25 protein-coding genes and 1 pseudogene are annotated in these 25,544 nt (G+C 73.8%); 12 read left to right on the plus strand and 14 right to left on the minus strand.

The annotated features are described in order from the left end of the window. Window positions 1–61: 61 nt before the first annotated feature. The 4 genes from BJ993_RS11205 to BJ993_RS11220 are packed head-to-tail and all read right to left on the minus strand — an operon-like array spanning window position 62 to window position 3,865. Window positions 62–1,561 (minus strand): molybdopterin-dependent oxidoreductase, encoded by a 1,500-nt coding sequence (locus BJ993_RS11205; protein WP_179648867.1) that lies wholly within the window; start codon window positions 1,559–1,561, stop codon window positions 62–64. A gap of 42 nt (window positions 1,562–1,603) precedes the next feature. Continuing rightward, the gene (locus BJ993_RS11210; RefSeq protein WP_036543635.1) at window positions 1,604–2,353 is read right to left on the minus strand and encodes a hypothetical protein; all 750 of its coding nucleotides are present in this window, start codon (window positions 2,351–2,353) and stop codon (window positions 1,604–1,606) included. A 53-nt stretch (window positions 2,354–2,406) separates the two neighbouring features. Continuing rightward, the gene (locus BJ993_RS11215; protein WP_218864675.1) at window positions 2,407–3,366 is read right to left on the minus strand and encodes a succinylglutamate desuccinylase/aspartoacylase family protein; all 960 of its coding nucleotides are present in this window, start codon (window positions 3,364–3,366) and stop codon (window positions 2,407–2,409) included. Continuing rightward, window positions 3,353–3,865: an ATP-dependent zinc protease family protein gene (locus BJ993_RS11220; protein WP_051932026.1), complete on the minus strand. Its 513-nt coding sequence runs from the start codon at window positions 3,863–3,865 to the stop codon at window positions 3,353–3,355. Before BJ993_RS11220 ends, BJ993_RS11215 begins: the two co-directional genes overlap by 14 nt. Before the next feature lie 46 nt (window positions 3,866–3,911). Between BJ993_RS11220 and BJ993_RS11225 the strand changes: the two genes are divergently transcribed. Both BJ993_RS11225 and BJ993_RS11230 read left to right on the plus strand, forming a co-directional pair. Continuing rightward, window positions 3,912–5,099, plus strand: coding sequence for a RimK family alpha-L-glutamate ligase (locus BJ993_RS11225; protein WP_036543632.1), 1,188 nt, complete (start codon window positions 3,912–3,914; stop codon window positions 5,097–5,099). 176 nt (window positions 5,100–5,275) lie between these two features. Beyond that, a complete protein-coding gene (locus tag BJ993_RS11230; protein WP_179648868.1) occupies window positions 5,276–6,037 on the plus strand; it encodes an enoyl-CoA hydratase-related protein in 762 nt (253 codons plus the stop codon). Window positions 6,038–6,040: 3 nt separating this feature from the next. Here the strand turns inward: BJ993_RS11230 and BJ993_RS11235 are convergent, their stop codons facing one another. Continuing rightward, window positions 6,041–6,625 (minus strand): LOG family protein, encoded by a 585-nt coding sequence (locus tag BJ993_RS11235; protein WP_179648869.1) that lies wholly within the window; start codon window positions 6,623–6,625, stop codon window positions 6,041–6,043. A 9-nt stretch (window positions 6,626–6,634) separates the two neighbouring features. Further along, window positions 6,635–8,572 (minus strand): oxidoreductase, encoded by a 1,938-nt coding sequence (locus BJ993_RS11240; protein WP_218864677.1) that lies wholly within the window; start codon window positions 8,570–8,572, stop codon window positions 6,635–6,637. A gap of 45 nt (window positions 8,573–8,617) precedes the next feature. On the opposite strand from BJ993_RS11240, the gene BJ993_RS11245 reads away from it, so the two are divergent. Then, on the plus strand, window positions 8,618–9,508 hold the full coding sequence (locus BJ993_RS11245) for a TIGR03619 family F420-dependent LLM class oxidoreductase (RefSeq protein ID WP_218864678.1): 891 nt from the start codon (window positions 8,618–8,620) through the stop codon (window positions 9,506–9,508). Window positions 9,509–9,520: 12 nt separating this feature from the next. On the opposite strand, the gene BJ993_RS11250 is transcribed toward BJ993_RS11245, so the two are convergent. Continuing rightward, the gene (locus tag BJ993_RS11250) at window positions 9,521–10,141 is read right to left on the minus strand and encodes a TetR/AcrR family transcriptional regulator (protein ID WP_036543627.1); all 621 of its coding nucleotides are present in this window, start codon (window positions 10,139–10,141) and stop codon (window positions 9,521–9,523) included. Between the two features lie 146 nt (window positions 10,142–10,287). Between BJ993_RS11250 and BJ993_RS11255 the strand changes: the two genes are divergently transcribed. The 4 genes from BJ993_RS11255 to BJ993_RS11270 are packed head-to-tail and all read left to right on the plus strand — an operon-like array spanning window position 10,288 to window position 13,977. Then, entirely contained in the window at window positions 10,288–12,510 is a 2,223-nt protein-coding gene (locus BJ993_RS11255; RefSeq protein WP_036543625.1) for a HelD family protein, read from the plus strand. A gap of 19 nt (window positions 12,511–12,529) precedes the next feature. Further along, window positions 12,530–13,396 (plus strand): oxygenase MpaB family protein, encoded by an 867-nt coding sequence (locus tag BJ993_RS11260; RefSeq protein WP_036543623.1) that lies wholly within the window; start codon window positions 12,530–12,532, stop codon window positions 13,394–13,396. Between the two features lie 9 nt (window positions 13,397–13,405). Then, window positions 13,406–13,627 (plus strand): hypothetical protein, encoded by a 222-nt coding sequence (locus tag BJ993_RS11265; protein ID WP_051932021.1) that lies wholly within the window; start codon window positions 13,406–13,408, stop codon window positions 13,625–13,627. Window positions 13,628–13,671: 44 nt separating this feature from the next. Then, complete coding sequence (locus BJ993_RS11270; protein ID WP_179648870.1) at window positions 13,672–13,977, plus strand: hypothetical protein; 306 nt, start codon at window positions 13,672–13,674, stop codon at window positions 13,975–13,977. A 75-nt stretch (window positions 13,978–14,052) separates the two neighbouring features. Here BJ993_RS11270 and BJ993_RS11275 read toward each other — a convergent pair whose 3' ends face one another. Beyond that, window positions 14,053–14,451: an arsenate reductase ArsC gene (locus tag BJ993_RS11275; RefSeq protein ID WP_179648871.1), complete on the minus strand. Its 399-nt coding sequence runs from the start codon at window positions 14,449–14,451 to the stop codon at window positions 14,053–14,055. Continuing rightward, window positions 14,448–15,164: an aquaporin gene (locus tag BJ993_RS11280; protein ID WP_179648872.1), complete on the minus strand. Its 717-nt coding sequence runs from the start codon at window positions 15,162–15,164 to the stop codon at window positions 14,448–14,450. Before BJ993_RS11280 ends, BJ993_RS11275 begins: the two co-directional genes overlap by 4 nt. 38 nt (window positions 15,165–15,202) lie before the next feature. On the opposite strand from BJ993_RS11280, the gene BJ993_RS11285 reads away from it, so the two are divergent. Beyond that, entirely contained in the window at window positions 15,203–15,901 is a 699-nt protein-coding gene (locus tag BJ993_RS11285; RefSeq protein WP_179648873.1) for an arsenate reductase/protein-tyrosine-phosphatase family protein, read from the plus strand. 34 nt (window positions 15,902–15,935) lie between these two features. Beyond that, window positions 15,936–16,760 carry a sulfite exporter TauE/SafE family protein gene (locus BJ993_RS25395; RefSeq protein ID WP_218865043.1) on the plus strand — a complete coding sequence of 275 codons (825 nt, stop codon included), beginning with the start codon at window positions 15,936–15,938 and terminating at the stop codon, window positions 16,758–16,760. Between the two features lie 285 nt (window positions 16,761–17,045). Here BJ993_RS25395 and BJ993_RS25855 read toward each other — a convergent pair. Together BJ993_RS25855 and BJ993_RS11295 are read right to left on the minus strand one after the other, a co-directional pair. Continuing rightward, window positions 17,046–18,011: pseudogene (locus tag BJ993_RS25855) on the minus strand (MFS transporter); the annotation flags it as partial. Then, window positions 17,935–19,269, minus strand: a complete 1,335-nt coding sequence (locus tag BJ993_RS11295; RefSeq protein ID WP_179648874.1) for an NAD(P)-binding domain-containing protein — start codon at window positions 19,267–19,269, stop codon at window positions 17,935–17,937. The pseudogene BJ993_RS25855 and the gene BJ993_RS11295, both read right to left, overlap by 77 nt. 93 nt (window positions 19,270–19,362) lie before the next feature. Here BJ993_RS11295 and BJ993_RS11300 point away from each other — a divergent pair, with 93 nt between their 5' ends. The 3 genes from BJ993_RS11300 to BJ993_RS11310 all read left to right on the plus strand — a co-directional run bounded on the left by BJ993_RS11300 (window position 19,363) and on the right by BJ993_RS11310 (window position 21,544). Beyond that, complete coding sequence (locus BJ993_RS11300) at window positions 19,363–19,722, plus strand: ArsR/SmtB family transcription factor (protein ID WP_308645541.1); 360 nt, start codon at window positions 19,363–19,365, stop codon at window positions 19,720–19,722. Between the two features lie 176 nt (window positions 19,723–19,898). After that, window positions 19,899–21,350: a fatty acid desaturase gene (locus BJ993_RS26340; protein WP_179648876.1), complete on the plus strand. Its 1,452-nt coding sequence runs from the start codon at window positions 19,899–19,901 to the stop codon at window positions 21,348–21,350. Then, window positions 21,350–21,544 carry a ferredoxin gene (locus BJ993_RS11310; protein ID WP_036544220.1) on the plus strand — a complete coding sequence of 65 codons (195 nt, stop codon included), beginning with the start codon at window positions 21,350–21,352 and terminating at the stop codon, window positions 21,542–21,544. Before BJ993_RS26340 ends, BJ993_RS11310 begins: the two co-directional genes overlap by 1 nt. A 176-nt stretch (window positions 21,545–21,720) precedes the next feature. On the opposite strand, the gene BJ993_RS11315 is transcribed toward BJ993_RS11310, so the two are convergent. The 3 genes from BJ993_RS11315 to BJ993_RS11325 are packed head-to-tail and all read right to left on the minus strand — an operon-like array spanning window position 21,721 to window position 25,475. After that, the gene (locus BJ993_RS11315) at window positions 21,721–22,956 is read right to left on the minus strand and encodes a PucR family transcriptional regulator (RefSeq protein ID WP_179648877.1); all 1,236 of its coding nucleotides are present in this window, start codon (window positions 22,954–22,956) and stop codon (window positions 21,721–21,723) included. Between the two features lie 18 nt (window positions 22,957–22,974). Next, window positions 22,975–24,897: a linalool dehydratase/isomerase domain-containing protein gene (locus BJ993_RS11320; protein ID WP_179648878.1), complete on the minus strand. Its 1,923-nt coding sequence runs from the start codon at window positions 24,895–24,897 to the stop codon at window positions 22,975–22,977. Further along, complete coding sequence (locus tag BJ993_RS11325; RefSeq protein ID WP_179648879.1) at window positions 24,894–25,475, minus strand: hypothetical protein; 582 nt, start codon at window positions 25,473–25,475, stop codon at window positions 24,894–24,896. The genes BJ993_RS11320 and BJ993_RS11325 overlap by 4 nt, the downstream gene beginning before the upstream one ends. Window positions 25,476–25,544 lie beyond the last annotated feature (69 nt).

Below are 25,544 nucleotides of genomic sequence, written 5' to 3' on the forward strand. Positions count from 1 at the left end.
GTGATTCGGTGCCGGTTCGGGCCCGGATTGCCCGGAAGTACGGTCTTTTTCGAGGTGCGCGTCACTTCACGGTGACGAGGAGCTCGTGGATGCCGCTGGCGCCGTTCGGGAACGGCTCGGCGCGGACGGCGGTCTGGGGCTCGCCGTCGCCGGAGACGGCGCGCACGGCGATCCGGTGCGACCCGGACTTCGCCGGCCACTTGTGGAACCACTGCCGCCAGTAGTCGTCGCCACCGTCCGGCCCGAGCTGCGCGTCCTCCCAGCCGCCGCCGTCGATGCGCACCTGCACCTTCGCGATCCCGCCGCGCTCCTGCGCCCAGGCGACCCCGCCGATGACCACGTCGCCGGGGTCGAGCTGCGCCAGCGCCTTGGGGGTGTCGATGCGCGCGGAGATCTTGATCGGGGCGTCCGTGGCCCAGTCCCGCTCCGTCCAGTAGGCCTTCTGGTCGTCGTACGTCGTCAGGGTGAGCCGGGTGACCCACTTGGTCGCGCTGATGAAGCCGTAGAGGCCCGGGATGACCATCCGCACCGGGAAGCCGTGCTCGCGGGGCAGCTGCTCGCCGTTCATGCCGACGGCGAGGATCGCGTCGCGCCCGTCGGTGGCGAGGTCGAGCGGGGTGCTGATCGTCATCCCGTCAAAGTCCGTCGAGAGGATCTGGTCCGCCTTCGTGCGGTCGATGCCGGCGAGGTCGAGCACGTCGGTGAGTCGTACGCCGAGCCAGCGGGCCCCGCCGACGTACGGGCCGCCGACGCTGTTGGAGACGCAGGTCAGCGTGATGTCGCGCTCGATCATCGGCATGTCGAGCAGCTCGTCGAAGGTCAGCGTGACCTCCTTCTGGACGTCGCCGTCGATGGTCAGCGTCCAGTCCTCGCTGCTGACCACGGGCGTGTCGAGGCGGGTGTCGACGCGGTAGAAGTCCTTGTTCGGCGTGCGGAACCTCGTGATGCCGGGGACCTGGTCGTCGAGGCCGCGCGGCAGCGCCTTCGCAGGCTCCGCGGGCGTCGGCAGGGCGATGTCCTCCGGCCGGGTCCGCAGCGAGGTGACCACCCGGCCGCCGAGGCCGCCGACCGCCGCTGCGGCGGTCAGTGCCGCGCCGGTCAGCAGCAGGGTGCGCCGGCTCCCGTCGGCCTCCGCCTGCTGGTGGGTCCGGGCCAGCAGGCGGAGGGCGACCGGCCCGATGACGGCGGCGACCAGGCTCGGGAGGAGGTCGAGGGGCTCGGCGCTGGGCCGGCTCAGGGCGGCCACCGCGGCGATGGCCACGAGGGCGAGCAGGATGCCGGCCCCGAGGGCCAGCCGGCGGCGGGCGACCAGGCCGGCCACCGCGGCGAGCAGGAGGACGCCGGCCAGCACGGAGCCGACGAGGATGGTCTTGTCGGCGCTCCCGAACTGCCGGATCGCCCATTCCTTCATCGGGGTGGGGGTCAGGTCGATCACGGTCGACCCGACGGCCAGCACCGGTGAGGCGGCAGGGTCGGTCAGGGCGGCGGCGAGGTGGGCGAGGCCCACGGCGACCAGGGTCGCCAGGACGCCGTACGCGGCCCAGGGGAGTCGTGCCTTCATGGGGGTTGTTCGGAGCCACCCCCGTCAGCGGATCGGTGCGGCTCAGCAGCGCTCGACGACGACCGGCGTCGCCGACTCCGTGACGCACACCGTGCCGAGGTCCTCGGCCACCAGCCGCGGGTCGAGGTCGTCCGTGCCGCCGCCCTCGCCGGGGCCGCTGACCGCCCAGCGGTAGAGCCGGTACTGGTCCGGCCTGCCGGTCGCGACGCGGGTGAAGGCCTGTCCGGCCGCGTCGAACCAGGTCCGGCGCGTCCCTCCCTCGGGGGTGAAGCCGCCACCGAGGTCGGGGTCGCCGGGCGTCGGGGTGGCGGGCACCAGCCTGCCGGCGCGGATCACGTACACCGTCAGCCGTGTGGAGTCGCCGCCCTCGTGGCCCACGACCCAGCCGGCGCCCGCCTGGCCGAGCTCGAGCTGCACGTCCAGGAGGTACGGCGTGTCCGCGTCCTCCGGGATCGTCGCCGTGACCACGTCGGAGCCGTTGCGGACCTGCAGCTGGTCGCGGCCGCCACGCTCGACGAGCTCGGCGGTGATCCCGGTGCCGTCGTCGGCGACGGTGGGGGAGCCCGCCCGGAGCTCGGCGACCTGCGCCTCGGTGAAGATCGCGACCAGGTCCGCGGGCCCCTCGACCGTGGGCGCCTGCGTCACCTGCGTCTCCTGCTCGCTGGCCGGGGTGGAGGCCTGCGTGGGCGACGGGTCGGGCGCGGCGGCGGGCTCGTCGCCGCAGCCGACGAGGCCGAGCAGGGCGAGGGACAGGACGGCGGTGAGGGCGGCAGGGCCGAGAGTGCTCTTCATGCCGGGGTGGACGCGCGAGCTCGCCCGCCGGTTGGCAACGCGTGCCGGCGAGCTCAGACCGGGGTCGCCACGTGGACGAGCGCGTCGCCCGCGTTGACGATCGGCGCCCGGGTCAGGCCGATCGCGATGCCGGGACGGTCCGCGTGCACGAGGCGCACCCGGCGGCCGAAGGTGTCCGACAGCCCGCCGAGGCGCTGGCCCTCCTCGACCCACTCGCCGAGGTGGACGTCGAGGTGCAGGATGCCGGTGCCGCGCGCGCGGACCCAGCTGCTCGCCCGGGCCTCGACCACCTCGACGGGGGCCTCGGTCGCCGGTTCGTCGTCGATCATGCCGAGCGAGGCGAGCACCCGTCGTACACCACGGACGCCGACGGCGATCGCGTCCTCGTCGAAGCGCAGCGCCTCACCGGCCTCGTAGAGCAGCACCGTCGCGCCGCGGTCGCGCGCGGCCTGGCGCAGCGAGCCGTCGCGCAGCCGGGCGTGCAGCATCACGGGCGCACCGAACGCCTCGGCCAGCCCACGGGTGCGGGGGTCGTCGAGGTCGGCGCGGATCTGCGGCAGGTTGGCGCGCCGGTCGGCCGCGGTGTGGAGGTCGAGGCCGACGTCGCACTTGCTGACGACCTCGGTCATGAACAGGTGCGCGATCCGGCTGGCGAGCGAGCCACGGGCCGAGCCGGGGAAGGACCGGTTGAGGTCGCGGCGGTCCGGCAGGTAGCGGTCGCCGGTCATGAAGCCCAGCACGTTGACGACGGGTACGGCGACCAGCGTGCCCCGGAAGGTACGGGCCGACAGCGTCGCCATCGCCTGGCGGATCACCTCGACCCCCATCACCTCGTCGCCGTGGATCGCCGCGTTCACCCACACGGTCGGGCCGTCCTCGCGGCCGTGCACGACACGGACCGGCAGGCTCACGTCGCCACCGGTGACCAGCCGCGTGATCGGGAGCTCGACCTCCTTGGTCGAGCCGGCGCGGACCCGGACGTTGCCGATCGCGAAGGACTCACGCAGTGCCACGCCCGGACCCTCCCGTCGCGACGCCGCGGTTCTTGCGGCGGACCTTCCGCGGCGGCCGGCCGCCGAGGTAGGAGTGACCGGAGTCGACGACGAAGCCCTGGCGCAGCGCCTCGCGGCCGACGAGCATCCGGAAGCCCATCTCGTCGCGGCGGGTCAGGGTCACCTCGGTCGTGATGGTGCGGCCGAGCAGCTCCAGCTCGGTGAGGACCACGAACCGCTCCTGGGTGTGGCCCGTGGAGCTCCGGATCGTCCGGCGGTCGTGGACCGGGCACTCGACGTACACGGCATCGTCGGCCGAGCGCTGCCACGGGTGCACGGAGAACCGCACCCAGGTGGCGCCGTCGCGCTCGAAGCGGGTGAGGTCGAACGCGTGCAGCGCGGAGGTGCGCGCGCCGGTGTCGAGCTTCGCCTTCACCGGCCCCACCCCGAGCGCCGGGAGCCGGACCCACTCTCGCCAGCCGGCGACCACCGGCGTGCTGCTTGAATGGGAGCTGACCACGTCACCATCCAATCAGGTCCCATCCGCCAGTCCGATCAGGTCGGGAATGAAGCTCGCGATCCTCTCCCGCGCTCCGCGGTCCTACAGCACGCAGCGCCTCCGCACGGCAGCCCTCGACCGGGGCCACCAGGTGAAGGTGCTCAACACCCTCCGCTTCGCCATCGACCTCTCCGGGGACGAGCCGGACCTACAGTTCCGCGGCAAGCAGCTCTCCGACTACGACGCCGTGCTGCCGCGGATCGGCAACTCGATCACGTACTTCGGCACCGCCGTCGTGCGGCAGTTCGAGCAGATGGACGTCTACACGCCGTGCACCGCCAACGGCATCTCGAACTCGCGCGACAAGCTGCGCGCCTCGCAGATCCTGTCGCGGCACAACATCGGCATGCCGGCGACCACCTTCGTGCGCGACCGGGCCGACGTGATCCCCGCGATCGAGCGGGTCGGCGGTGCGCCCGTCGTGATCAAGCTGCTCGAGGGCACCCAGGGCATCGGCGTCATCCTCGCGCCCAGCATCAAGGTCGCCGAGGCGATCATCGAGACCCTGCAGAGCACCAAGCAGCAGGTGCTGATCCAGCGCTTCGTCAAGGAGAGCCGCGGCCGCGACATCCGCGCGCTCGTCGTCGGCGACCGGGTCGTCGCCGCGATGCGCCGGGTCGCCCAGGGCGACGAGTTCCGCTCCAACGTGCACCGCGGCGGCAGCGTCGAGCCGGTCGAGCTCGACGAGGACGCCGAGCGGATCGCCGTACGGGCCGCGCAGATCATGGGCCTCAAGGTCGCCGGCGTCGACATGCTCGAGGCCGACGAGGGCCCGCTGGTCATGGAGGTCAACTCGTCCCCGGGCCTCGAGGGCATCGAGCAGGCCACCAAGCTCGACGTCGCCGGCGCGATCATCGACTACATCGACAACCAGGTCGCCTTCCCCCAGATCGACGTCCGCGAGCGGCTGTCCGTCTCGACCGGGTACGGCGTCGCCGAGCTCGTCGTCCACGGCGACGCCGACCTCGTCGGCAAGTCCATCGGCGACTCCGGCCTGCGCGACCGCGACATCACCGTGCTGACCCTGCACCGCGGCACGATCGTCATCCCGAACCCCTTCCCGCACCACGTGCTGGAGGCCGAGGACCGGCTGCTGTGCTTCGGCAAGCTGGAGGAGATGCGGTCGATGATCCCGGCGCGGCGGAAGCGGACCCGGGTGAAGAAGCTGCCGAAGAAGCCGATTCATTCCGATTAGCCGAGCGTGTCGCCGATCGCGGGCTGCGGACGGACCCTCCGGGCCCGCCCTTGCCCGCGATGCGCTGCGCGCGGGGCGCCACGCTGCCGGCTCGCGGTCGAGGCGGGCGACACCAGCGCTCGCCTGGCGGCAAGACGCCGGAGCGGTGGCGGAGCGTGTCCGGTTGAATGCATCTCATGACTGACGCACCTGCGGAGCTCGTCCACCTCGACGTCGCCGACGGCGTCGCGACGATCACGCTCGACTCGCCCCACAACCGCAACGCCCTCTCCCGCCAGCTCGTCACCGAGCTGGTCGCCCACCTCACCACGGTGGACGCGGCGGACGACGTGCGCGTGGTGCTGCTGAAGTCGTCGGGCCGGGTCTTCTGCTCGGGCGCGGACCTCTCGGAGGCCTCGACCGTCCCGATGCAGGAGGGGGCGCGGGCGATCGTCGGCGTGCAGCGCCAGATCGTGGCGCTCTCGAAGCCGGTGGTGACTGTCGTCGAGGGTGCGGCGCGGGCCGGCGGCATCGGGATCGTGGCCGCCTCCGACGTGGTCGTCGTCGCCGAGGACGCCACCTTCGCGCTGACCGAGGTCAAGCTCGGCCTCACCCCGGCCGTCATCTCGCTGACGGTCTTCCCCCGGCTCACGCCGCGCGGGCTCGCGTGGACGGCGCTGGGGGGCGAGGTGTTCACGGGCACGGAGGCGGTGGACTACGGGCTCGCCACCTTCGCCGTACCGGCCGGTGACCTCCAGGCCAGGGTCGACGACGTCGTCGCCAAGATCGCCACGGGCGCGGCCCAGGGCCTGCGCGAGACGAAGAGGCTCGTCGGCGCGGAGCTGCTCGAGCGGATCGACGCGAAGGGCGAGGAGCTCGTGGAGCTCAGTGCCCGGCTGTTCGGGTCCGACGAGGCCCGCGAGGCGATGATGGCGTTCCTCAGCCGCAAGAAGGGTTGAGGCTCAGGTCCCGCTGAGCTTGTCGACGTACGCCGCACCGGCCCGGTCCGCGAGGCCGGCCAGCGCGGCGTCGAGGTCGGCGGTGACGACGGCGTCGTCGAGCACCGCCTGGCGGACGAAGCCGGCGTCGACGAGGCCCTGGAGCGCGCCGAGCAGGGGCTGCCAGAACCCGCCCACGTCGTAGAAGCACACCGGGTCGGCGTGGAAGCCGAGCTGGCGCCAGCTCCAGACCTCGACGATCTCCTCGAGCGTGCCGATGCCGCCGGGGAGGCAGAGGAAGCCGTCGGCGAGCTCGGCCATCAGCGCCTTGCGCTCGTGCATGGTCTCGACGACGTGCAGCTCGGTCAGGTCGTCGCGACCCCACTCGCGCTCGACCATGCTCCGCGGGATCACGCCGACCACTTCGCCGCCCGCGTCGAGCGCGCCCTGCGAGACCGCGCCCATCAGGCCGTGCCCGCCGGCGCCGTACACGAGGCCGAGGCCGCGCTCAGCGAGACCGCGCCCGACGTCGTACGCCGCGTCCACGAGCGCTGGGTCGTTGCCGGGCGCAGATCCGCAGAAGACGGCGATCCGCCGCAACGTGGTCATGGCCCGAGGTTAGAGCGAAGCCACGAGTGCCGCCGCGGCAGCGGTCGCGCCGCGGATCAGGCCGAGCCCGTTCGCGTCCCCGACGGTCCGTACGTCGACGGCGGGCAGCTCCCGCGCCAGCTCCTCGGCCAGGGCCGGGTCGGCGACCACCTCGCCCGCGAGCACGACCGTGTCGGCGGGCAGCTCCCGAGGGGTGCCGTGGGCGGGCGTCCATGCGACGCCGGTGGGCGTGATCGCGGAGACGGTGCAGCCGACGTGGCTGGTGATCCCGAGCCGGTCGAACCGGTCCATGTGCTCCTTGCGCCGCTTGGACCCGAACTCGGGCGCGAGCTCGGGGCCGGTCGTCAGCAGCGCGACGAGTGCGCCCTCGCCGGCCAGCGTCTCGGCGAGCTCGACGGCCGCGCCCCGCCCGCCGACGACCACCACCCGGTGTCCGGCGGCGGGTGCGGCGGTGTCGATGCCGTGACGGACGTGCGGCAGGTCGGCGCCCGGCAGGTCGGGCAGCTCCACGCGGCCGCCGGTGGCCACGACCACCAGGTCGGGCTCGAGCGCCCGGACGACGGCGGCGTCGGCCGGCGCCGCCAGCCGCACGGAGACCGACGACGCGGCGACCTCGGCGAGCAGCCAGTCCAGGTAGGGCCGGTTCTCCTCGTGCACGACCGAGGCGTCGCACAGGGCGCCGCCGAGGCGGTCGCTCGCCTCCAGCAGGGTGACGTCGTGGCCCGCGGCCGACGCGCGGACCGCCGTCTCCAGGCCGGCCGGTCCGCCCCCGACCACGACCACCCGGCGGACCGCGGCCGCCGGGGCGGGCGCGGGAGCCCGGTCCAGGTCGTGCCCGGTCAGCGGGTTCACCGCGCACTCGGTCGACAGCTTCTCCTCGAGGGTGTCGATGCAGTTCTCGCACGAGATGCAGCGGCGCACCCCCGCCGCACCGCCGCCCCAGCCGCCCAGCTTGCGCGGCAGGTCGGGGTCGGCGAGCAGCGGCCGGCCGAGCGCGACGAAGTCGGCCCGGCCCTCGGCCAGCACCCTCTCCGCCAGCGCGGGGTCGTGCAGCCGCCCGACCGCGATGACCGGTACGTCGACGACCTCCCGCACCGCAGCGGCGCCGCCGACGTTGAGCCCGTCGCCGTCGTCGGCCGCGTTGACCATCCCGGTCACCAGCCGGTCGATGACGCCGCCGCTGACGTGGAAGGCGTCGACCCCGGCCTCGACCAGCAAGGGCGCCATGGCGGCGGTGTCCCAGACCGGCCGGCCGGCGGCGACCCGCTCGTAGCCGGAGATCCGCAGCGTCAGGGGGAAGTCCGCCCCGACCTCCGAGCGGATGGCGGCGAGCGCCTCGAGCACCACGCGGATCCGGCCCTCCACCGAGGTGCCGCGGTAGCGGTCGCCGCGCCGGTTGCGCTGCGGCGCCAGGAACGAGCCGAGGAACATGTACCCGTGCGCGGCGTGGAGCTCCAGACCGTCGTACCCGGCCTCGCGGACGCGGACGACCGCCGCGCGGAACTGGTCGAGGACCGCCGCGATCTGCTCCTTCGTCGCCTCGGCGGACGGCCGTCCGGTGAGGTACGACGGGATCACGGACGGTCCGAGCGAGGTGACGCCGAACATCTCCGGGCCCAGCCCGTCCGGGCCGGCGTGCACGACCTGCGGCTGGATCCGGGCGCCGTGCGCGTGGACCGCCTCGACCAGGCGCCGGTGGGCGGCCACGGCCGCATCGGTGCCGATCTGCAGCCCGCCGGGCGTCTCGGGGTGCTGCGGGTCGATCCCGGTCGCCCCGACGGTGACCAGCCCCGCGCCGCCTTCCGCGCGCCGGGCGAAGTGGGCGACCGTCCGGTCCGAGGGGTGGCCCTCCGGCGTGCCGTACATCGTCTCCATCGGCGACATGACGATCCGGTTGCGCAGCTCCATCGAGCCGATCCGGCCGGGCGCGAGCAGGTGGGAGAACACGCGATGAGGCTAGAACCTGTTCTATTTCCTGACTAGGGTCAGCCCGTGGACTTCGCGATGGTGACCGCCTACCAGCCGATCGACCAGCTGGTGGCGCTCGCGCGCGCCGCCGAGGAGGCCGGCTTCCGCGCGCTGAGCATCGCCGACCACGTGGTCGACCTCGAGACGGTGCGCACCCCCTACCCGTACACCCCGACCGGCGAGCGCCGCTGGACGCCCGACGTCGACTGGCCGGACCCGTGGGTCACCGTCGGCGCGCTCAGCCAGGTGACCACCCGACTGGAGTTCTTCACCTCGATCTACGTCGCCGCGATGCGCAACCCGTTCGTCGTCGCGAAGGCCGTCGGTACGGCGGCCGCCCTGTCCGGGGGCCGGGTCGCCCTCGGCGTGGGCGTCGGCTGGTGCCGGGAGGAGTTCGAGCTCCTCGAGCAGGAGTTCGCGACCCGCGGTCGTCGCACCGACGAGGCGCTCGACCTGATGAAGGCGCTCTGGGCGCCGGGCTGGACGGAGTTCTCCGGCGAGTTCTACAGGTGCGAGCGGCTCGCCATGAGACCGGAGCCGCCCGGTCCGGTGCCGGTGTGGGTCGGCGGCCTGTCCGACGTCGCGATGCGCCGGGCCGCGCGCCACGACGGCTGGGTGGGGGACATGGCGACGGTCGACGAGGCGATCGCGATCGCGGAGCGCCTCCGGCAGCTGCGCGTCGAGGCCGGCCGCGACCCGGGCGAGCCCTTCGACGTCGTACCGGCGCTCACGGACGCGCTCGCGCCCGAGGACTTCCTGCGCGCCGCCGAGGGCGGCGTCACGATGTGCATGACGATGCCGTGGATGTACTACGTCGGCCAGCACGCCCCGCTGGAGGACAAGCTCGCCGCCGTCCGGAGGTTCGGTGACGAGGTCATCGCGCCGGTCCGACAGCTGGCAGGCCTCGAGACCTAGCTGACATCACACCTAGCCCTCCAGGTAGGCCGTCAGCATCGTCACCATCGCCTGGTGCGCCCGGTCGATGTCGACGTGGGTGCCGAGCAGCTGCTCGTTGCGCAGGCTGCGCAGCATCGCCGGCATCACCTCGGACATGGCCGTCCGCCGCTCCTCGTCGAGGCCCTCCAGGCCGTCGAAGAAGTGGACGAACGCCAGCGAGGCGAGCTCGTCGAGGCGGCGGATCGACGCGGCCGTGCGCGGATGGGTCTCCGCGAGCACGTCGAGCGGGCGCGGGAGCGCCCAGCGCATCGTCTCCACGCTGACGGCGTACGGCGACTCGAGCACCGCGCGGTAGAGCTCGGCGATCTCGGCGACCCGTCCGGCGATGGTCGTGCTCGTCGGCTTCGCCCAGAGCTCCGGGCCCACCTCGGCGACCTGGTCGGCGACCGCGGACCAGAAGCCGTCGGAGTCCCCGAAGAGGTTCTGGACCGAGCCCCAGCTGAGGCCGGCCTCCTTGGCGACGAGGTTGATCGAGACGGACTCGGGCTTCCCCTCGCCCAGCAGGCGCAGGGCCGTGGACAGGAGCTGCTCCCGGGCCGCCACTCCTCGGCGGTTCGGCTTCCGTGTCGATGCTGCTGGCGTCGTTGTCATCTAGCCCCCCTAGCTGCGATGCCTCCCACCATCTAAGCACCCTTCTCAGCCCTGTAGAGTTGACTGCTTGCTGCGCGGGACCGAGCGGGACCAAGGTCCCCCGGGCGGCAGATCGGACAACGGAGCGGACGGCAGGGGTCACGTCGGTGGCAGACGAGCTGGTGGAGCGCGAGGTCGCGGCAGAGCAGGCCTTCGTCGACCGGGTCTACCGGCAGCTGGGTGAGGCCGGGAAGGCCGCACAGCAGCTGGCGAAGGAGGGGCACTCGCGCGGCCGGATGGGCCACGAGGGCGGCCTCGTCGAGCGCGACGCGATGGTCTTCCAGGCGGCGAAGCGGATCGCGCAGCTCGACGCCGCGCAGGAGGGCCTCGTCTTCGGGCGCCTGGACCTCGACGCGACCGTCGACGCCGAGCCGCGCTACGTCGGCCGGATCGGCCTGCGCGACGACAACCGCGACTCGCTCCTCATCGACTGGCGCGCGCCGGCGGCCGCGGTCTTCTACCAGGCGACGGCGGCCGAGCCGCACTCCGTCATCAGGCGCCGGGTGCTGCGCAGCGCCGGCCAGCGGGTCGTCGGCGTCGAGGACGAGCTGCTCGACGCGGAGGCGCTGAGCGCCGCCGAGGAGCAGGGCCGCGACCTGCCCATCGTCGGCGAGGGCGCGCTCATGGCGCAGCTCTCCCGCGCCCGCGACCGCTCCATGCACTCGATCGTGGCGACCATCCAGGCCGAGCAGGACAAGGCGATCCGCGCCCCCTCCAAGGGCGTCGTGAGCATCTCCGGTGGTCCCGGCACGGGCAAGACGGTGGTCGCGCTGCACCGGGCGGCGTACCTCCTCTACACCGACCGCCAGCGCTACGAGCGCGGCGGCGTGCTCGTGGTCGGCCCGTCCGGCGTCTTCATGCGCTACATCGAGCGCGTCCTGCCCTCGCTGGGCGAGACCGCCGTCGCGCTGCGCAGCCTCGGCGAGGTCGTCGACGACGTCCGCGCCACCCGCCACGACGAGCCGGCCGTCGCCGACGTCAAGGGCTCGGAGCGGATGGCCGAGGTGATGCGCCGGACCGCGCGCCAGCAGGTGCCGGGCAGCCCGCGCGAGTACCGCGTCTTCTGGCGCGACGACCGCCTCGTCCTCGACCGCGGGCGGCTCGGCCAGATCCGCCGCCAGCTGATGTCGCAGGGCCTGCGCAACAAGCAGCTGCCGCGCGTCTCCAACGCGCTGCTCGACGCGATGTGGCGCCAGGTCCGCGGCGAGCGCGGCCGCGAGCAGGGCCGCGAGAAGTTCAACGACGAGATGCTCTCGCGCCAGGACTTCCTCGACTTCGCCCACGGCTGGTGGCCGCCGCTCGACGCGCCCACCGTGCTGTGCTGGCTGCGCGACCCGGAGTTCGTCTCGCGGGTCGCCGACGGCGTGCTCTCGCCCGAGGAGCAGCGCCTCGTCGCCAAGTCGTGGAGCCACCTCGACCCCGAGCGCCCGATCGGCCCCCAGATCTCGATCGAGGACGTCCCGCTGCTCGACGAGCTGCGCTACGCCCTCGGCGACGTGCCGCAGAAGGCCGACGACGAGCGCGACGACCCGCTCGCGGTCATCGAGGGCGCGGTCAACGTGCAGGAGCTGATCACCGCCTCCGACCGCGAGTTCGCCACCGGCCCGGCGTGGCGGGCGCCGGTCAGCAGCATCGAGGACGACGGCTACGCCCACGTGCTCATCGACGAGGCGCAGGACCTCACGCCGATGCAGTGGCGGATGGTCGGCCGCCGCGGCCGTACGGCGTCGTGGACCATCGTCGGCGACCCCGCCCAGTCCTCGTGGCCGGCCCCCGCCGAGGCGGCTGCGGCGCGGGGTGCGGCGCTGGAGCGCAAGCAGCTGCACGAGTTCCACCTGTCCACGAACTACCGCAACTCCGCGGAGATCTACGCCCACGCGGCGGCCTACGCGGAGCGGGTCGGCCTCGGCGCCGACCTCCCGGACGCCGTGCGCCGCACCGGCGAGGAGCCGAAGGAGGTCGTCCTGCCGGCCGGCGGCGACCTCGAGTCGGCGACGCGCGAGGCCGTGCTGGAGCTGGCCGGCCGGGTCTCCGGCACCGTCGGCATCGTGGTCCCCGTCGCCCGCCGCTCCGAGGTCAACGCCTGGCTGGCGTCCTGGCCCGAGCTCGCCGACGACGCCCCCGGCGCCCGCGCCTCGGTCGACTCCTCGGTCACCCCCTCCGGGGAGGACCGCGTCGTCGTCCTGACCGGCCTGGACACCAAGGGACTCGAGTTCGACGGCATCGTCGTGGTCCGGCCGCAGGAGATCGAGGACGAGTCCGCGACCGGACGGGCGACCCTGTACGTCGTGCTCACGCGGGCGACGCAGCTGCTCACGACCATTTCCTGACCCCCGGCACACTGGGGGGATGACGGATCTCTCCGGTCTGCGCGACCGGCTCGGGGGCGCGATCTTCCACCGCGTCGCCGGGCCTGACGGCGCGCGGCACCGCGACCGGATCCACCACACGCCGGGGCCGCGGTGGTTCGAGCCGGGCAGCCCGATCGCGCAGGTGCACGGGGACGCCTCCATGTTCGTCGGCGGCATCCGGGCGCTGCTGCTGCAGAGCCTCCATCCGGCGGCGATGCGGGCGGTCTCCGAGCACTCCGGCTACCGCGGCGACATGTGGGGCCGGCTCGCCCGCACCAGCCGCTTCCTCGCCGTCACCACCTTCGGCACCGCAGCCGACGCGCAGCAGGCGGTGGACGCGGTGCGGGCGATCCACGACCGGATCACCGGCACGATGGCCGACGGGTCGTCGTACGCCGCGTCCGACCCGCACCTGCTGCTGTGGGTGCACGTCGCGGAGGTCGACAGCTTCCTGCGCGCGCACCAGGCCTACGGCGCCGAGCCGCTGGACCAGGCGGGCCGCGACCGGTATGTCGCGCAGACCGCGGAGGTCGCGCGGCGGCTCGGTGTCCTCGACCCGCCGACGACCGAGGCCGGGCTCGCCGACGTCCTCGCCGGCTTCCGGCCCGAGCTCCGCGGGACGCCCGAGGCACGCGAGGCGGTCGGCTACGTCCTGCTGAGGCCGCCGCTCCCGCTGCTGGCCCGACCCGCCTACGGGGTGCTCGCCGCAGCCGCCGTCGGGCTGATGCCGGCGTGGACCCGCGTCCCCCTGCGGCTGCCGTGGCTCCCGGTCGCGGAGCGGACCGTCGTCCGCGTGCTCGGTGGTGCGGCGGTCGGGACCATCCGCTGGGCGATGTCCGCGCCGGTGCCGCCCCCTGCGGCGTAGCCTTTCCGCATGGACCCGGAGGATGACGAGTCGACCGCGTGGGAGCGGGGTGACCACCTGCCCACCGACGCGCGGCGGATGGGCCTGAGCCCGCTCGTGCCCGACGGCGCGATCCTCGAGTTCGCCGGCTCCCTCGACAGCTCGAAGCTCTCGCACCGCCTCGTCGCCTGGGTGCTGCTCGTGGCGTTCACGCTGCCGGTGCTGTTCACGGTGCTGCGCCTGCTGGGCTGAGCCGTTCCCGTTTGAACAGGCCTGCCGTCGGCGAGGATGGGCGCGTGCACGTCTACATCCGCCCCGCCCAGCGCTTCCTCTCCTGCCAGGTCTGCGCGTGCCTCGTCTTCTCCCAGCGCGAGATCAAGATGACCACGACCGGGATGACCTTCATGGACCTCGACTGGCTGAACAGGTCCGCCGACGGGGCGATCTGCGTGCGCTGCGGGTTCGTCCACACGTTCATGGGCGACGCCCACCAGTGGGTCGCGCCGGAGGACGTGAAGGAGGGCGACCTGCCCGAGGACCCGCTCGCGGGTACGTCGATGCCGGTCAGCCCCGACGACCTGCGTGGTGGCCTGCTCGGCTGAGGTCGCCTGCCCGAGTCGTGTGCCTGGCACAGCGGACATGCGCTGCCTCGGGCACACGACCCGCCTGCGGGGAGCTCAGCCCACCAGCTCGGCGACCAGCGCCTCCACCCGTCCGCGGATCTCGTCGCGGATCGGCCGCACGGCCTCGATGCCCTGCCCGGCCGGGTCGTCGAGCACCCAGTCCTCGTAGCGCTTGCCCGGGAAGTAGGGGCACTCGTCGCCGCAGCCCATCGTGATCACGACGTCGGCCTCCTGGACGGCCGACGTCGTGAGCACCTTGGGCTGCTCGGACGCGATGTCGATGCCCTCCTCGGCCATCGCGGCGACCGCGACCCGGTTGACCTGGTCGGCGGGCTGGGAGCCGGCCGAGAGGACCTCGACCCGGTCACCCGCGAGGTGCTGGAGGTAGCCGGCGGCCATCTGGGAGCGGCCGGCGTTGTGGACGCAGACGAAGAGCACGGTGGGACGGGTCATCGGGACTCCTGGGTGACGGACGGGACCGGCGGTGCGGACGGGTGCAGCAGGCGTACGACGAGCAGGCCCGCCAGGCCGCCGAGGACCTGCATCGCCACGAAGGCGGGGACGGACGACGGGGCGATCCCGGCGAACGTGTCGGAGAGGGTCCGGGCGAGGGTCACGGCCGGGTTGGCGAAGCTGGTCGAGCTGGTGAACCAGTACGCCGCGGCGATGTAGCCGCCGACGGCGTACGCGACCGTCTCGACCCGCTCCGAGCGCAGCGCACCGAAGACGACCAGCACGAGGCCGAGCGTGGCGACCACCTCGGCGACCAGGAGGCCGGACCCGGTGCGGTCGTGGCCGGAGACCTCGACGGCGGGCAGCTCGAACATCAGGTTGGCGACGACGGCCCCGAGCGCGCCGCCCGCGAGCTGGGCGGCCACCAGCGCGCCCGCCTCGGTCGGCCGCACCCGCCCCAGGCCGGCCTCGACCAGGGTGACGACCGGGTTGAAGGACGCCGACACCGGCTGGAACGCGATGATCAGGGCGACCAGGGCGGCGCCCGTCGCGAGGCTGTTCTCGAGCAGCTGCAGCCCGGTGTCGCCCGGTGAGAGCCGCTGCGCGGCGATGCCGGATCCCACTACCGTGGCGACGAGGAAGGCCGTGCCGAGCAGCTCGGCCAGCAGGCGGCGCGACAGTCGGTGGGGTGCGGGAGTGCTCACGGCAGACATCTTGACGATCCGGAGATTACTCAGTCAACATTGAGGCAATGAACGCTGAGCGAACTGCCACGCTGCAGCAGCGCGCCGCCGTGTACGCCGCGCTCGCGGACCCGACCCGGCTGCAGGTGGTCGATGTGCTCACCGTCGGCGACGCGGCGTCCTCGGAGCTGTCCTCCCGACTGGGGACCCCGTCGAACCTGCTCGCCCACCACCTGAAGATCCTCGAGGGCGCCGGTGTGGTCGAGCGGCGCCGCTCGGAGGGTGACCGCCGGCGCAGCTACTGGCGGCTGGTCCACGGTGTCGTCGGCACGCTCGTCGGCCCGCTCACCGGGCCGGCGCTCAAGGCGCCCGGGCGGGTCGTCTTCGTCTGCACCGCCAACACGGCGCGCTCCCACCTCGCCGCCGCGCTCTGGCGGGCGACGAGCGACATCCCGGTGACCTCCGCGGGCACCCACCCCGGCGACCGCATCGCGCGAGGAGCGCTCGCGACGGCCGGCCGGCACGGTCTGGACCTCCCCGACATCGCCCCGCGGCGGCTGGACGAGATCGGCCGGCCGCCCCGTGGTGGCGACCTGCTCATCACCGTGTGCGACCGGGCGCACGAGGACCTCGCCGGGGCGGACGACCTGCACTGGTCGGTCCCGGACCCGGCGGCCGGCGGCACCCGCGCCGCCTTCGACCGTGTGCACGACGAGCTCGCCGACCGGATCCGGGTCACGACGCCACTGCTCCGCCGGGCGTCCTGAGCCCGCTGCGCCGGTCCGCCAGACTGACCCGGTGATGACGGGCGAGGAACCAGCGGCACCGGTCCGCGGGCGTCGTGACGGGGTCGCGTGGCCGCTGGCCGCGGGCGCCGCCATCGGCGTGCTGGGTGGCCTGATCGGCCTCGGCGGGGCGGAGTTCCGGCTCCCGCTGCTGATGGCGCTCTTCGGGTTCGCCGCACTGCAGGCCGTGATCGTCAACAAGGCGATGAGCCTCGTGGTCGTCGTCGCTGCCCTTCCGGCGCGCGCCTTCGCGGTCCCGTGGGGCGATGTGGCCGACCACTGGTGGATCGTGGTCAACCTGCTGGCGGGTTCGCTCGTCGGGGCCTGGCTCGCTGCCGGGTGGGCCGTCCGGTTGCACGCCCGCGCGCTCCACCGCACCCTGGCGGCATTGCTGGTCGTGATCGCCGTGGTCCTGGCGGGCACCCACTACGCCGAGCTCGGCACCCTGGACCTGCCCGTCGTCGTACGTGCCGTCGCCGGCGTGGTCGCGGGCGTGCTGATCGGGATGGTCGCCGCCTTCATGGGCGTCGCGGGCGGGGAGCTGCTGATCCCGACGATCGTCCTGCTCTTCGGGGCCGACATCCGGCTGGCCGGCAGCCTCTCACTCCTGGTCTCGCTGCCCACCATGCTGGTCGGCTTCGCCCGCTACAGCCGGGACAGCTCGTTCGAGGTGCTCCGCGGCAACCTCAGGTTCGTGCTGCTGATGGGTGCCGGGTCCGTCGCGGGTGCCGTCGTCGGCGGCGCGCTGCTGCCGTACGTCGCCGGGCCCGCCCTCATCGGCGCCCTGGCGCTGATCCTGCTCGCCTCGGCCGTCAAGGTGTGGCGCCACGCGGACGACTGAGCCCCGGCCTGCGGTCGCCGCCAGGCCGGCACTCGCCAGCGCGAGGAGCCCGAGCACGGCGAACAGCGCCGGGTGGCTGCCGGTCCAGGCCGCCACCGCGGCGCCGAAGGCCGGCGACAGGGCGGCCGCGACGCCGAGGGGCGCGTTGTAGACGCCGTTGAGGGCGGCGTACCGCTCCGTGCCCCAGTGCTCGCTGACGACCGTCGCGCTGACGAGGGTGAACAGGCCGCGGGCGGCGCCGCTGAGGACGGCCACGGCGACGAGGAGCGCGGCCGGGCCGGGGACGGCGGCCAGCAGGAGGAGGCTCGCCGCGAGCACGCCGATCACCAGCACGGCCCGGGCGTGCGGTCCGAGCCGGCGGTCGAGCCGCGGGTAGAGCAGTCGCCCGCCGACCTGCCCGGCGCCGCTCAGGCCGAGTGCCCAGGCGGCGAGCTGCACGTCGAGCCCGCGGTCGAGGAGCAGCGGGACGAGGTGGACGAGCGAGGTGTACATCGCGAGCGAGGCCAGCGCCCCGGACGCCGTGACCACGAAGAACGTCCGGCTGGTCAGGATCGTGCGGTCGGTGGCCCGCGCCGATGCCGGGCCCGGGCCGGCCGCGGGCCGCCACGGCCGGGCGAGCCCCACGGCGTGCGCGGGCCCGGTGGCCAGCAGGACGCCCGCCAGGACGCCGTACGCGCCGCGCCAGCCGAGCTGGTCGCCCAGGACCGCGGTGAGCGGGGCGAAGACGGTCGAGGCGAAGCCCGCCACGAGGGTCAGCGCGGTGATCGCGCGCACCCGGTGGGCGCCGTACCACTCGGTCAGGGCGGCGAAGGCCGGTGCGTAGAAGGTGCCCGCGCTCGCCGCCCCGGCGAGCAGCCAGCCGGCGACGAACACCGGGAGGGCCGGCGCCGTCGCGACCACCACCATCGCCGCCGCGCCGAGGACGCTGCCGGTCGTCATGACCAGGCGTGGCCCGCGGCGCTGCAGCAGCCGCCCGGCGACAATGCCCGCGACGGCGCCGAAGAGGCTGCCGGCCGAGAACGCCGTCGTGACCGCGGTCGTCGACCAGCCGGTGTCCTCGGCGATCGCGGGGGAGAGGACGGTGAAGGCGTAGTAGAGGACGCCGTACGCGACGGTGACCGTCACGCACAGCGTGACCAGCACCCGGCGCGCGCCGGCGTCCTCCGCGCGACCCTCAGGCGCCGACAGGAGCCCGGCCGATCTCGAGCAGCTCGGTCGGTGCGGCGACCGCGGGTGCGCAGCAACCGCCACCGGCGCTCTCCGGGTCGTCGAACACGCCGGCCCCGCCGCACACGCCGGTGTCGGGCAGGACCAGCTCGACCCGGGCCGCGGCCTCGTGGTCGCCCGCGAGGGCCGCCACGACGCTGCGCACCTGCTCGTAGCCGGTGAGCGCCAGGAAGGTCGGCGCCCGGCCGTAGGACTTCATGCCCACGAGGTAGAGGTCGGTCTCGGGCTGCGCGAGGTCCGCGGCGCCGGTGGCCTGCACCGACCCGCAGGAGTGGATGTTGGGGTCGATCTCCGCGGCGATCCGCCGCGGTGCCTCGAGGGTCGGGTCGAGGTCGAGGCGCAGCTCCGAGAGGAACGAGAGGTCCGGCCGGAAGCCGGTCAGCACGACGACGGTGTCGGCGGCCGGGAGCTCGCGCCCGTCCTCGCCGACCAGCACCGCCCGCTCGCCCTCGCGACGCACCTCCGCCGTCCGGAAGCCGGTCACGAGCTCGACCGCACCGGACTCCACCGCCCGCCTCGCCCGCTGGCCGAGCGCCCCGCGCTCGGGGAGCTGGTCGGCAGCGCCGCCGCCGAAGGTGCCGTCGCCGACCACCCGGCGGATCGCCCAGGTGACCCGCGTGCCGGGGTGCTCCTGCGCGACCTGCACCAGCTCGTGGATCGCGTTGAACGCCGAATCGCCGGCGCCGACGACCACGGTGTGCCGGCCGGCGTAGCGCTCGGGCGCCGACCGGTCGGGGACCTGGTAGGCGATGAGGTCCGCGGCCGCGCGCTCGCCGAGGGCCGGTACGCCGTCGGCGCCGGCCGGGCTGGGGCGGCGCCACGTGCCCGAGGCGTCGATGACTGCGCGGGCCTCCAGCCGCGACTCGCGCCCGAGCGCGTCGCTCACGTGCACGGTGAAGGGCTGCTCGGCCCGGTCGGCGTCGACCAGCCGGTCGCGGCCCTTGCGGGACACCGCGATCACCCGGGCGTCGTACCGCACCCGGTCGCCGAGGGCGGTGGCCAGCGGCGCGAGGTAGCGCTCGATCCACGCGGCGCCGGTCGGGTAGCCGGACTCCGGGCGCTGCCAGCCGGTCGGCTCGAGCAGGCGCGCGGACGCGGCGTCGACCAGCTCGGGCCAGGCCGAGAACAGCCGGACGTGCCCCCACTCGGCCACCGCCGAGGCGGGTCCGGCGCCGGCCTCGAGCACGAGCGGCTCCAGGCCGCGCTCGAGCAGGTGCGCCGCCGCGGCGAGGCCCTGCGGACCGGCGCCGATCACGACGACGGGGAGGGTGCTGTCGTTCATCTCGTCATTCCACCATTCGTATAGACGTTTGTCGATGGGTCAGATCCTGACCAACGCATCGACAAATGTCAATGGATGAGTCAGAATGGCCGCGTGCCCTCCCCGCTGCCGGTCCTCCAGCCCGACGAGCTCGCGGCCTGCTGCTCGCCGGTCACCGCCGGGGTGGTGTCCGACGACGCCGCGGAGGCGCTGGCGCGGATGTTCAAGGCGCTCGGCGACCCGACCCGCGTGAAGCTGCTGTCGATGATCGCCGCGGCGCCTGGGGGCGAGGCGTGCATCTGCGACATGACCGAGCCGGTCGGCCTCAGCCAGCCCACCGTGTCCCACCACATGAAGCTGCTCGTCGAGGCGGGCCTGGCGACCCGCGAGCAGCGCGGCCGGTGGGCCTACTACCGGGTCGCGCCGGAGGTGCTGCGCGCCCTGGCCGGCGCCCTGTCGCCGATCGCCGGCTGAGCCCGGGGGCTGCCCTCGGGCGGCACGCCGACCTGCGGCTCGACGCGTCGTGTTGTGCAGGCTGCCAACGACCATAACTCAACTTGTGCAGCACGCCCGAGACCCGGGAGGGCCTCCGGAAGCACCCTTGAGGGGTACCAGCGACCTAGTGGTCGCACCACCCGAGGAGGCATCCGATGGCGAAGTACGCAACACAAGGAGCTGACGGCCAGACCGTCGCGTGGCGCGACAAGAAGCGCTATCTGTGGGTCCTGGGACTCGTCGTCCCGCTGACCCCCATCGTCGGGATCGGCCTCTTCGAGGCGACCGACCACGCCCTCTTCTTCTGGCTGACGCCGGTCGTCTTCTTCGGGATCATCCCGCTGATCGACCTCGTCGCCGGGTACGACGACACCAACCCGCCCGACGACGTGATCGAGGCGCTCGAGAACGACAAGTACTACCGCTGGGTGACCTACCTCTACCTGCCGGTCCAGTACGGCGGCTTCGTCGCCGCGATCTGGTACCTCGCCACGACCGACATGTCGGTGCTCGCCAAGGTCGGCCTCGCGATCTCGGTCGGCGTCGTCGGCGGCGTCGCGATCAACACCGCCCACGAGCTGGGCCACAAGCGCGAGTCGGTCGAGCGCTGGGCGTCCAAGATCGCCCTCGCCCAGACCTTCTACGGCCACTTCTACATCGAGCACAACCGCGGCCACCACGTCCGGGTCGCGACCCCCGAGGACCCCGCCAGCGCCCGGATGGGCGAGAGCGTCTACCGCTTCTGGCCGCGGACCGTCGCCGGCTCGCTGAAGAGCTCGTGGGAGCTCGAGGCCAAGCGCTACCAGCGCAAGGGCACGCACCCGTTCCACCTCGGCAACGACGTGCTCAACGCCTGGCTGATGACCGTCGCGCTGTGGGGCGGCCTGATGCTCTGGCTCGGGCTCGCGTACGACGTCAACCCGCTCTCGCTGCTGCCCTATCTCGTGCTGCAGGCCGTCGTCGGGTTCTCCCTGCTCGAGGTCGTCAACTACATGGAGCACTACGGCATGGTCCGGCAGAAGGTCGGCACCCCGGGCAAGATGCGCTACGAGCGGGTCACCCCGGCGCACTCGTGGAACTCCAACAACATCGCGACCAACGTGCTGCTCTACCACCTGCAGCGCCACAGCGACCACCACGCGAACCCGACCCGTCGCTACCAGACGCTGCGCGACTTCAAGGACGCCCCGGTCCTGCCGACCGGCTACACCGGCATGATCGTCGTCGCGATGTTCCCGCCGGCCTTCCGGGCCCTCATGGACAAGCGCGTCATCGCCCACTACGACGGCGACCTGCGCCTGGCCAACCTCCACCCCGCGAAGCGCGAGAAGCTGCTGCGCACGTACCCCGTCCCCGCCGAGAAGCTGGCCGCCGAGGCCGGGCTCCGCGCCGACACCAGCGCCCACGAGTTCGAGGGCGAGGTGCTCGCCGCGCAGTGCCCGGGCTGCCAGTACACCTACGAGGTCGCCGAGGGCAACGAGCTCGAGGGCTTCGCCGCCGGCACCGCCTGGAAGGACATCCCGGACGACTGGTGCTGCCCCGACTGCGGCGTCCGCGAGAAGGTCGACTTCAAGGCCGTCGAGCCCCGTCACAAGGTCGGTGCGTGATGCACATCGTCGCGGACCTCGGGAAGTGCGAGGGCCTGGGGATGTGCGAGTCCATGGCCAACGACTACTTCGAGGTCGACGAGGACGAGGAGCTGGTCACCGTGCTCGACGCGAACCCGCCGGAGTCCGACCGGGCCCACGTGTACGCCGCCGTCCAGGCCTGCCCCGTGCTGGCCCTGACCCTCGAGGGCTGACCCCGCCCTCGACCTCCCGAACCACTGGGGACGTGCTCACCTGCCGGGCACGTCCCCAGTGCCGTTCCCGGTGCCGTCCCCGGTGCCGTCCCCAGTGCCGTCCCCGGTGGTCGAGGAGGTTGCGCAGCAACCGTCGCGAGACCCCGGCCCCGGGACGGCGACCGTGCCGGTCAGGCTCACGCGCCGCGGTCTCGGTGGAACAGCTCGTGGTGTCGCAGCGCCGTCGCGAGCTCGGGGCTGATCTTCGCCACCGGGCGGCCGAGCAGCTCCTCGGCCTGGCCGAGCCGGTAGCGGATCGTGTTGCGGTGGACGACCAGCGCCCGGGCGGCCTCCTCGGCGCTGCCGCCGCTGCCCAGGAAGGCGGTCAGGGTCTCGCGGATGCGGGCCATCGCCTCGTCGTCGCCGACGAGCGGGCCCAGCTGGCGGGCCATGAACCGGTCGACCTCCGGCGAGCAGCCGAGCAGCACGGGGAGCTCCACCTCGTCGTACCGGGTCAGCCAGGTGGTGTCGCCGGGGGCGGCGACGCGCAGGGCGCCCAGCGCCTCGCGGTGGCTGGCGACGAGACCGGCGATGCCGCTCGTCGAGGTCCCGACCCCGACGCAGGTGTCGACGCGGGCGGCCGAGGCGTTGGCCCCCGCGAGGCCGTCGAGGTCGAGCGGGTCGCGGGTGCCGATCCACATCCACAGCTGGCGGCCGCCGGGCTTGACGATGAGCGGGTTGCTGGCCCCGACGGCGCGGACCAGGTCGGCGGCGAGGGTCTCCAGGCCGCCGGCCCGCTCGGCGTCTCCGACCGACAGCACGAACGCCGTGTGGTGGACCGAGATCGGGTAGCCGCCGAGGGCCGAGGACGCCTCGCGGGCGTCGGTCAGCTCGCCGGCGAGGATCGCCTTCACCGACTCGTAGCGCTGGGCCGCGGCGCCGGCGAGCACCCGGCTGCGGGCGCCCTGGTAGATCTCGATCGACGCGCTGATCGACCTGTCGAGCCAGACGCCGGCGCGGTTCCAGAAGTACATGAGCAGGTCCGCGCGGTCGAAGTCGCTCGGTGGCAGGTCCTTGATGACCTCGCTGACGTAGTCCCAGACCTCCTGCTGCGCGACCCGGTAGAACTGGATCAGCAGCTCGAGCGGGATCTGCAGGTCGGCGACCAGCGTGGACAGCCGCTCCGCGGCGTCGACCAGGTGGAAGTGCTGCGCCGGCTGCGCGAAGTCGGCGAGGAAGGCCACCCAGTGCTCGCGGACGGTGATCCGCAGCAGCTCGTCGAGGCCGTCGAAGGCGCGGATGTCGGGCATCTCGGTGAGGATCGCGTTGGTGACCCGGTCGACCCACGCGTCGACCTGTGCCGGCTGGGCCTGCTCGGCGACGTAGGCCAGGAGCCAGGGCTCGATCCCGTTGGGCACGCCGTCGTTGCTCACGCGCCCAGACTAGGAGCCTCAGGTCGAGGGGCGCACCCGCACCGCCGTCCGCCCGCCGAGGTCCAGCTCGAGCTCCGCCCGGCCGGCCGCGTCGGCGACCAGCCGGTCGCGGGCCGCCCCCTCGACGTCGTACGACGCCCCGGGGCGCAGCTGCGCGAGCCGCAGCGTCGTGCGGACCGGCCCGGCGCCGGGCACCAGCACGAGGTCGAGCGCCGCACCGTCCGACACGGCCCGGGCCACCAGCACGTCCGGGTAGGCGGCCTCGTCCAGCACCGGTCCGTCGCGCCAGGCTGCGGGCGGCCCGAAGGCGACCAGGTCGCGCAGGCCGTCGTGCCGCCCGAAGCGGCCGAGGTTGAGATAGGAGTTGGCCAGGCCGCTGGCGTCCGCGAACCGCTCGGCGCCGTTCTCGACCTCGAGCCGCTCGCGCTCGGCGAGGGTCCGCTCCGCGGCGAGCGCCGTCTCCTCGTCGCCGATCTCCCGGGCGGCCATGGTCGTCACGGCGAGGCTGAAGGTGTCGCTGCGGATCTGGTAGTTGCCGGGGTCCAGGCGGCTGACCAGTCCGCGCGGCGTGCGCACCCGGCCGTCCTCGACCTGCAGCCAGCCGTCGCGGATCAGCCACCAGGTGCGGTGGGCGAGGTCGGGCATCCCGGGGTGCATCCAGTACGTCGTCGCGAGCTGGACCGACGGGCTGGACCAGAAGTTCCAGGACAGCCCGAGGTGGGACGACCGCACGCCGACGATGCGGCCGTCGGGGCGCAGGAACTCCTCCTCGTAGGCGCGCCGGAGCCGGGCGCGGACGTCGTCGGCCTCGTGCGAGGCCTCGAGCTGCTCGTCGACGAGCACGGTGTTGAGGCCGAAGGTGTTGCAGATCGTGTAGATCCAGTTGGGCTCGCACGGATAGAGGCTGAAGTCCGAGCGCCGCACGTTCTCGCGGACGTTGGCCGCCATGCCCTTGAGGTCGTGGGCGAAGGCCGTGTCCCGGTCCCAGCGGAAGGTGAGCGCGCCGGGCTGCCGGTAGCGGTCGTCGTTGAGGACGGAGTACATCCCGACCTGCAGGCCGTGGAAGCCGGTGAGCATCACGTTGCCGCCGAGCGGCACCGGGTCCTTGTCGCGACGCAGGTTGCCCCATGCGTTCTCGAGCGCCCAGTAGCCCCAGATGCGGCGGTCCAGGACCTTCTCGACCAGGTTGCGCTGCGCCTCGGCGAGGTAGCCGCGGAAGGCCGGCGTGCGGGTGAACTGCGCCATGGCGAGCCCGTAGCCGACGGCATTGATCTGGTACCGCAGGGCGCCCTCGCGGAACTGGTCGAGCCGGGTGAAGCCGGCCAGCCCGTCGACCGGCTGCAGCCCGATGTCGAGCGCCGCGCGCAGCCGGCGCAGGTCGGTGTCGGTGTGCTCGACGACCGGGACGCCGGTCGCGATGTCCGGCGGCCCGCTGATCGTGAAGGAGACCCGACGCAGCCGCTCGTTGATCGCCGCCCCACGACGGGCCTGCGCCCGGTGCCGCAGCGCATGGACGGCGAGCGAGCCCACCAGCAGCGCCGGTACGACGACCAGCACCGCCGTCGCACCACCGTCGCTCACCTCCGGCCGGTCCAGCAGCACCGCGGGCAGCACGGCACCGGCCACCCAGGCGAGCGGCGGCAGCACCGTCGGGCCGGCGGCCCACCACACGAAGACCGCCACCAGCAGCCCGGCCAGCACGAGCAGGCCGCCGACGACGTGGCCGGTCGCCAGCAGCCCGCCGCCGGGGAGCGCCAGCCCGAGGCCGGCGACCTGCCACCGGGCATCCAGCCCGAGCAGGAGCGGCAGCAGGGCGGCGAGCCACAGGACGGCGTACCCGGTGACGCTGCGGAGCATCGCCCGCCGGGTGGCCCGCGGCAGGAGCGGCAGGTCCTGCGGGAGCAGGACGGTGGTGCCGGTGGGGGCTGCGGTCGTCGTCATGCGGATGCCGCCTTCGTAGAGGGGTGGAGGGAGGGTCGGCGCCGGAGGAGGCGGGGGACCAGGACGGCCAGCACGAGGAGCCCGCTGCCGTGGAACAGGACGTCGAGCAGCACCGGGGCGGTGCGGAACTCGAACAGGCCGAGCACGTGCATGTCGACCAGGCCGAGCTCGGTCCAGGCCGCGGCGGCGCCGGCCAGCGCCCAGGACCGGTCGGCGCCGTCCTGCCGGGTGCGCAGGGAGCCGAGCGTCGCGGCGGCCGCGACGACGGCGAGCCCGGTCGCGCGCAGCGACCATGCTCCGTCGAGGGCCCGGGTCGCCGGGGTGGCGAGCAGGGCGGCCACCGCGACGGCGTACAGAAGGGTGCCGGCGGCGATGCCGGCCAGCAGCCCGGCGGTGCCCCGTCGTCCGCGGGACAGGGTGGCGGCCGGTGGGGCGGTCGCGACGAGGGGCCCGGCGCCGAGCGGGCGCCGGGCGGGCGGGGCGAAGCCGGCTTCGACCGGCCGGGCCCCGGGGACGACCCGGAACCACGCCGAGCGGAGCACGCCGATGACGAGCGCGATCGCTGCGCAGCAGGCCATCCGCCTCGCCTCCTCAAATCTGTTACGGCACCGTCACAGAATTTAGGACGGCGCGCGAGCCACGTCAAT

The organism is Nocardioides aromaticivorans (genome assembly GCF_013408525.1).
In the GTDB taxonomy this organism is placed as follows: domain Bacteria; phylum Actinomycetota; class Actinomycetes; order Propionibacteriales; family Nocardioidaceae; genus Nocardioides; species Nocardioides aromaticivorans.

What these genes read in the sequence shown, in the direction of transcription:
- BJ993_RS11205 (WP_179648867.1), bottom strand. Translation starts at nt 1,561, where the DNA reads ATGAAGGCACGACTCCCCTGGGCCGCGTACGGCGTCCTGGCGACCCTG.
- BJ993_RS11210 (WP_036543635.1), bottom strand. Translation starts at nt 2,353, where the DNA reads ATGAAGAGCACTCTCGGCCCTGCCGCCCTCACCGCCGTCCTGTCCCTC.
- BJ993_RS11225 (WP_036543632.1), top strand. Translation starts at nt 3,912, where the DNA reads ATGAAGCTCGCGATCCTCTCCCGCGCTCCGCGGTCCTACAGCACGCAG.
- BJ993_RS11230 (WP_179648868.1), top strand. Translation starts at nt 5,276, where the DNA reads ATGACTGACGCACCTGCGGAGCTCGTCCACCTCGACGTCGCCGACGGC.
- BJ993_RS11235 (WP_179648869.1), bottom strand. Translation starts at nt 6,625, where the DNA reads ATGACCACGTTGCGGCGGATCGCCGTCTTCTGCGGATCTGCGCCCGGC.
- BJ993_RS11250 (WP_036543627.1), bottom strand. Translation starts at nt 10,141, where the DNA reads ATGACAACGACGCCAGCAGCATCGACACGGAAGCCGAACCGCCGAGGA.
- BJ993_RS11260 (WP_036543623.1), top strand. Translation starts at nt 12,530, where the DNA reads ATGACGGATCTCTCCGGTCTGCGCGACCGGCTCGGGGGCGCGATCTTC.
- BJ993_RS11265 (WP_051932021.1), top strand. Translation starts at nt 13,406, where the DNA reads ATGGACCCGGAGGATGACGAGTCGACCGCGTGGGAGCGGGGTGACCAC.
- BJ993_RS11275 (WP_179648871.1), bottom strand. Translation starts at nt 14,451, where the DNA reads ATGACCCGTCCCACCGTGCTCTTCGTCTGCGTCCACAACGCCGGCCGC.
- BJ993_RS11280 (WP_179648872.1), bottom strand. Translation starts at nt 15,164, where the DNA reads ATGTCTGCCGTGAGCACTCCCGCACCCCACCGACTGTCGCGCCGCCTG.
- BJ993_RS11285 (WP_179648873.1), top strand. Translation starts at nt 15,203, where the DNA reads ATGAACGCTGAGCGAACTGCCACGCTGCAGCAGCGCGCCGCCGTGTAC.
- BJ993_RS25395 (WP_218865043.1), top strand. Translation starts at nt 15,936, where the DNA reads ATGACGGGCGAGGAACCAGCGGCACCGGTCCGCGGGCGTCGTGACGGG.
- BJ993_RS11295 (WP_179648874.1), bottom strand. Translation starts at nt 19,269, where the DNA reads ATGAACGACAGCACCCTCCCCGTCGTCGTGATCGGCGCCGGTCCGCAG.
- BJ993_RS26340 (WP_179648876.1), top strand. Translation starts at nt 19,899, where the DNA reads ATGGCGAAGTACGCAACACAAGGAGCTGACGGCCAGACCGTCGCGTGG.
- BJ993_RS11310 (WP_036544220.1), top strand. Translation starts at nt 21,350, where the DNA reads ATGCACATCGTCGCGGACCTCGGGAAGTGCGAGGGCCTGGGGATGTGC.
- BJ993_RS11320 (WP_179648878.1), bottom strand. Translation starts at nt 24,897, where the DNA reads ATGACGACGACCGCAGCCCCCACCGGCACCACCGTCCTGCTCCCGCAG.
- BJ993_RS11325 (WP_179648879.1), bottom strand. Translation starts at nt 25,475, where the DNA reads ATGGCCTGCTGCGCAGCGATCGCGCTCGTCATCGGCGTGCTCCGCTCG.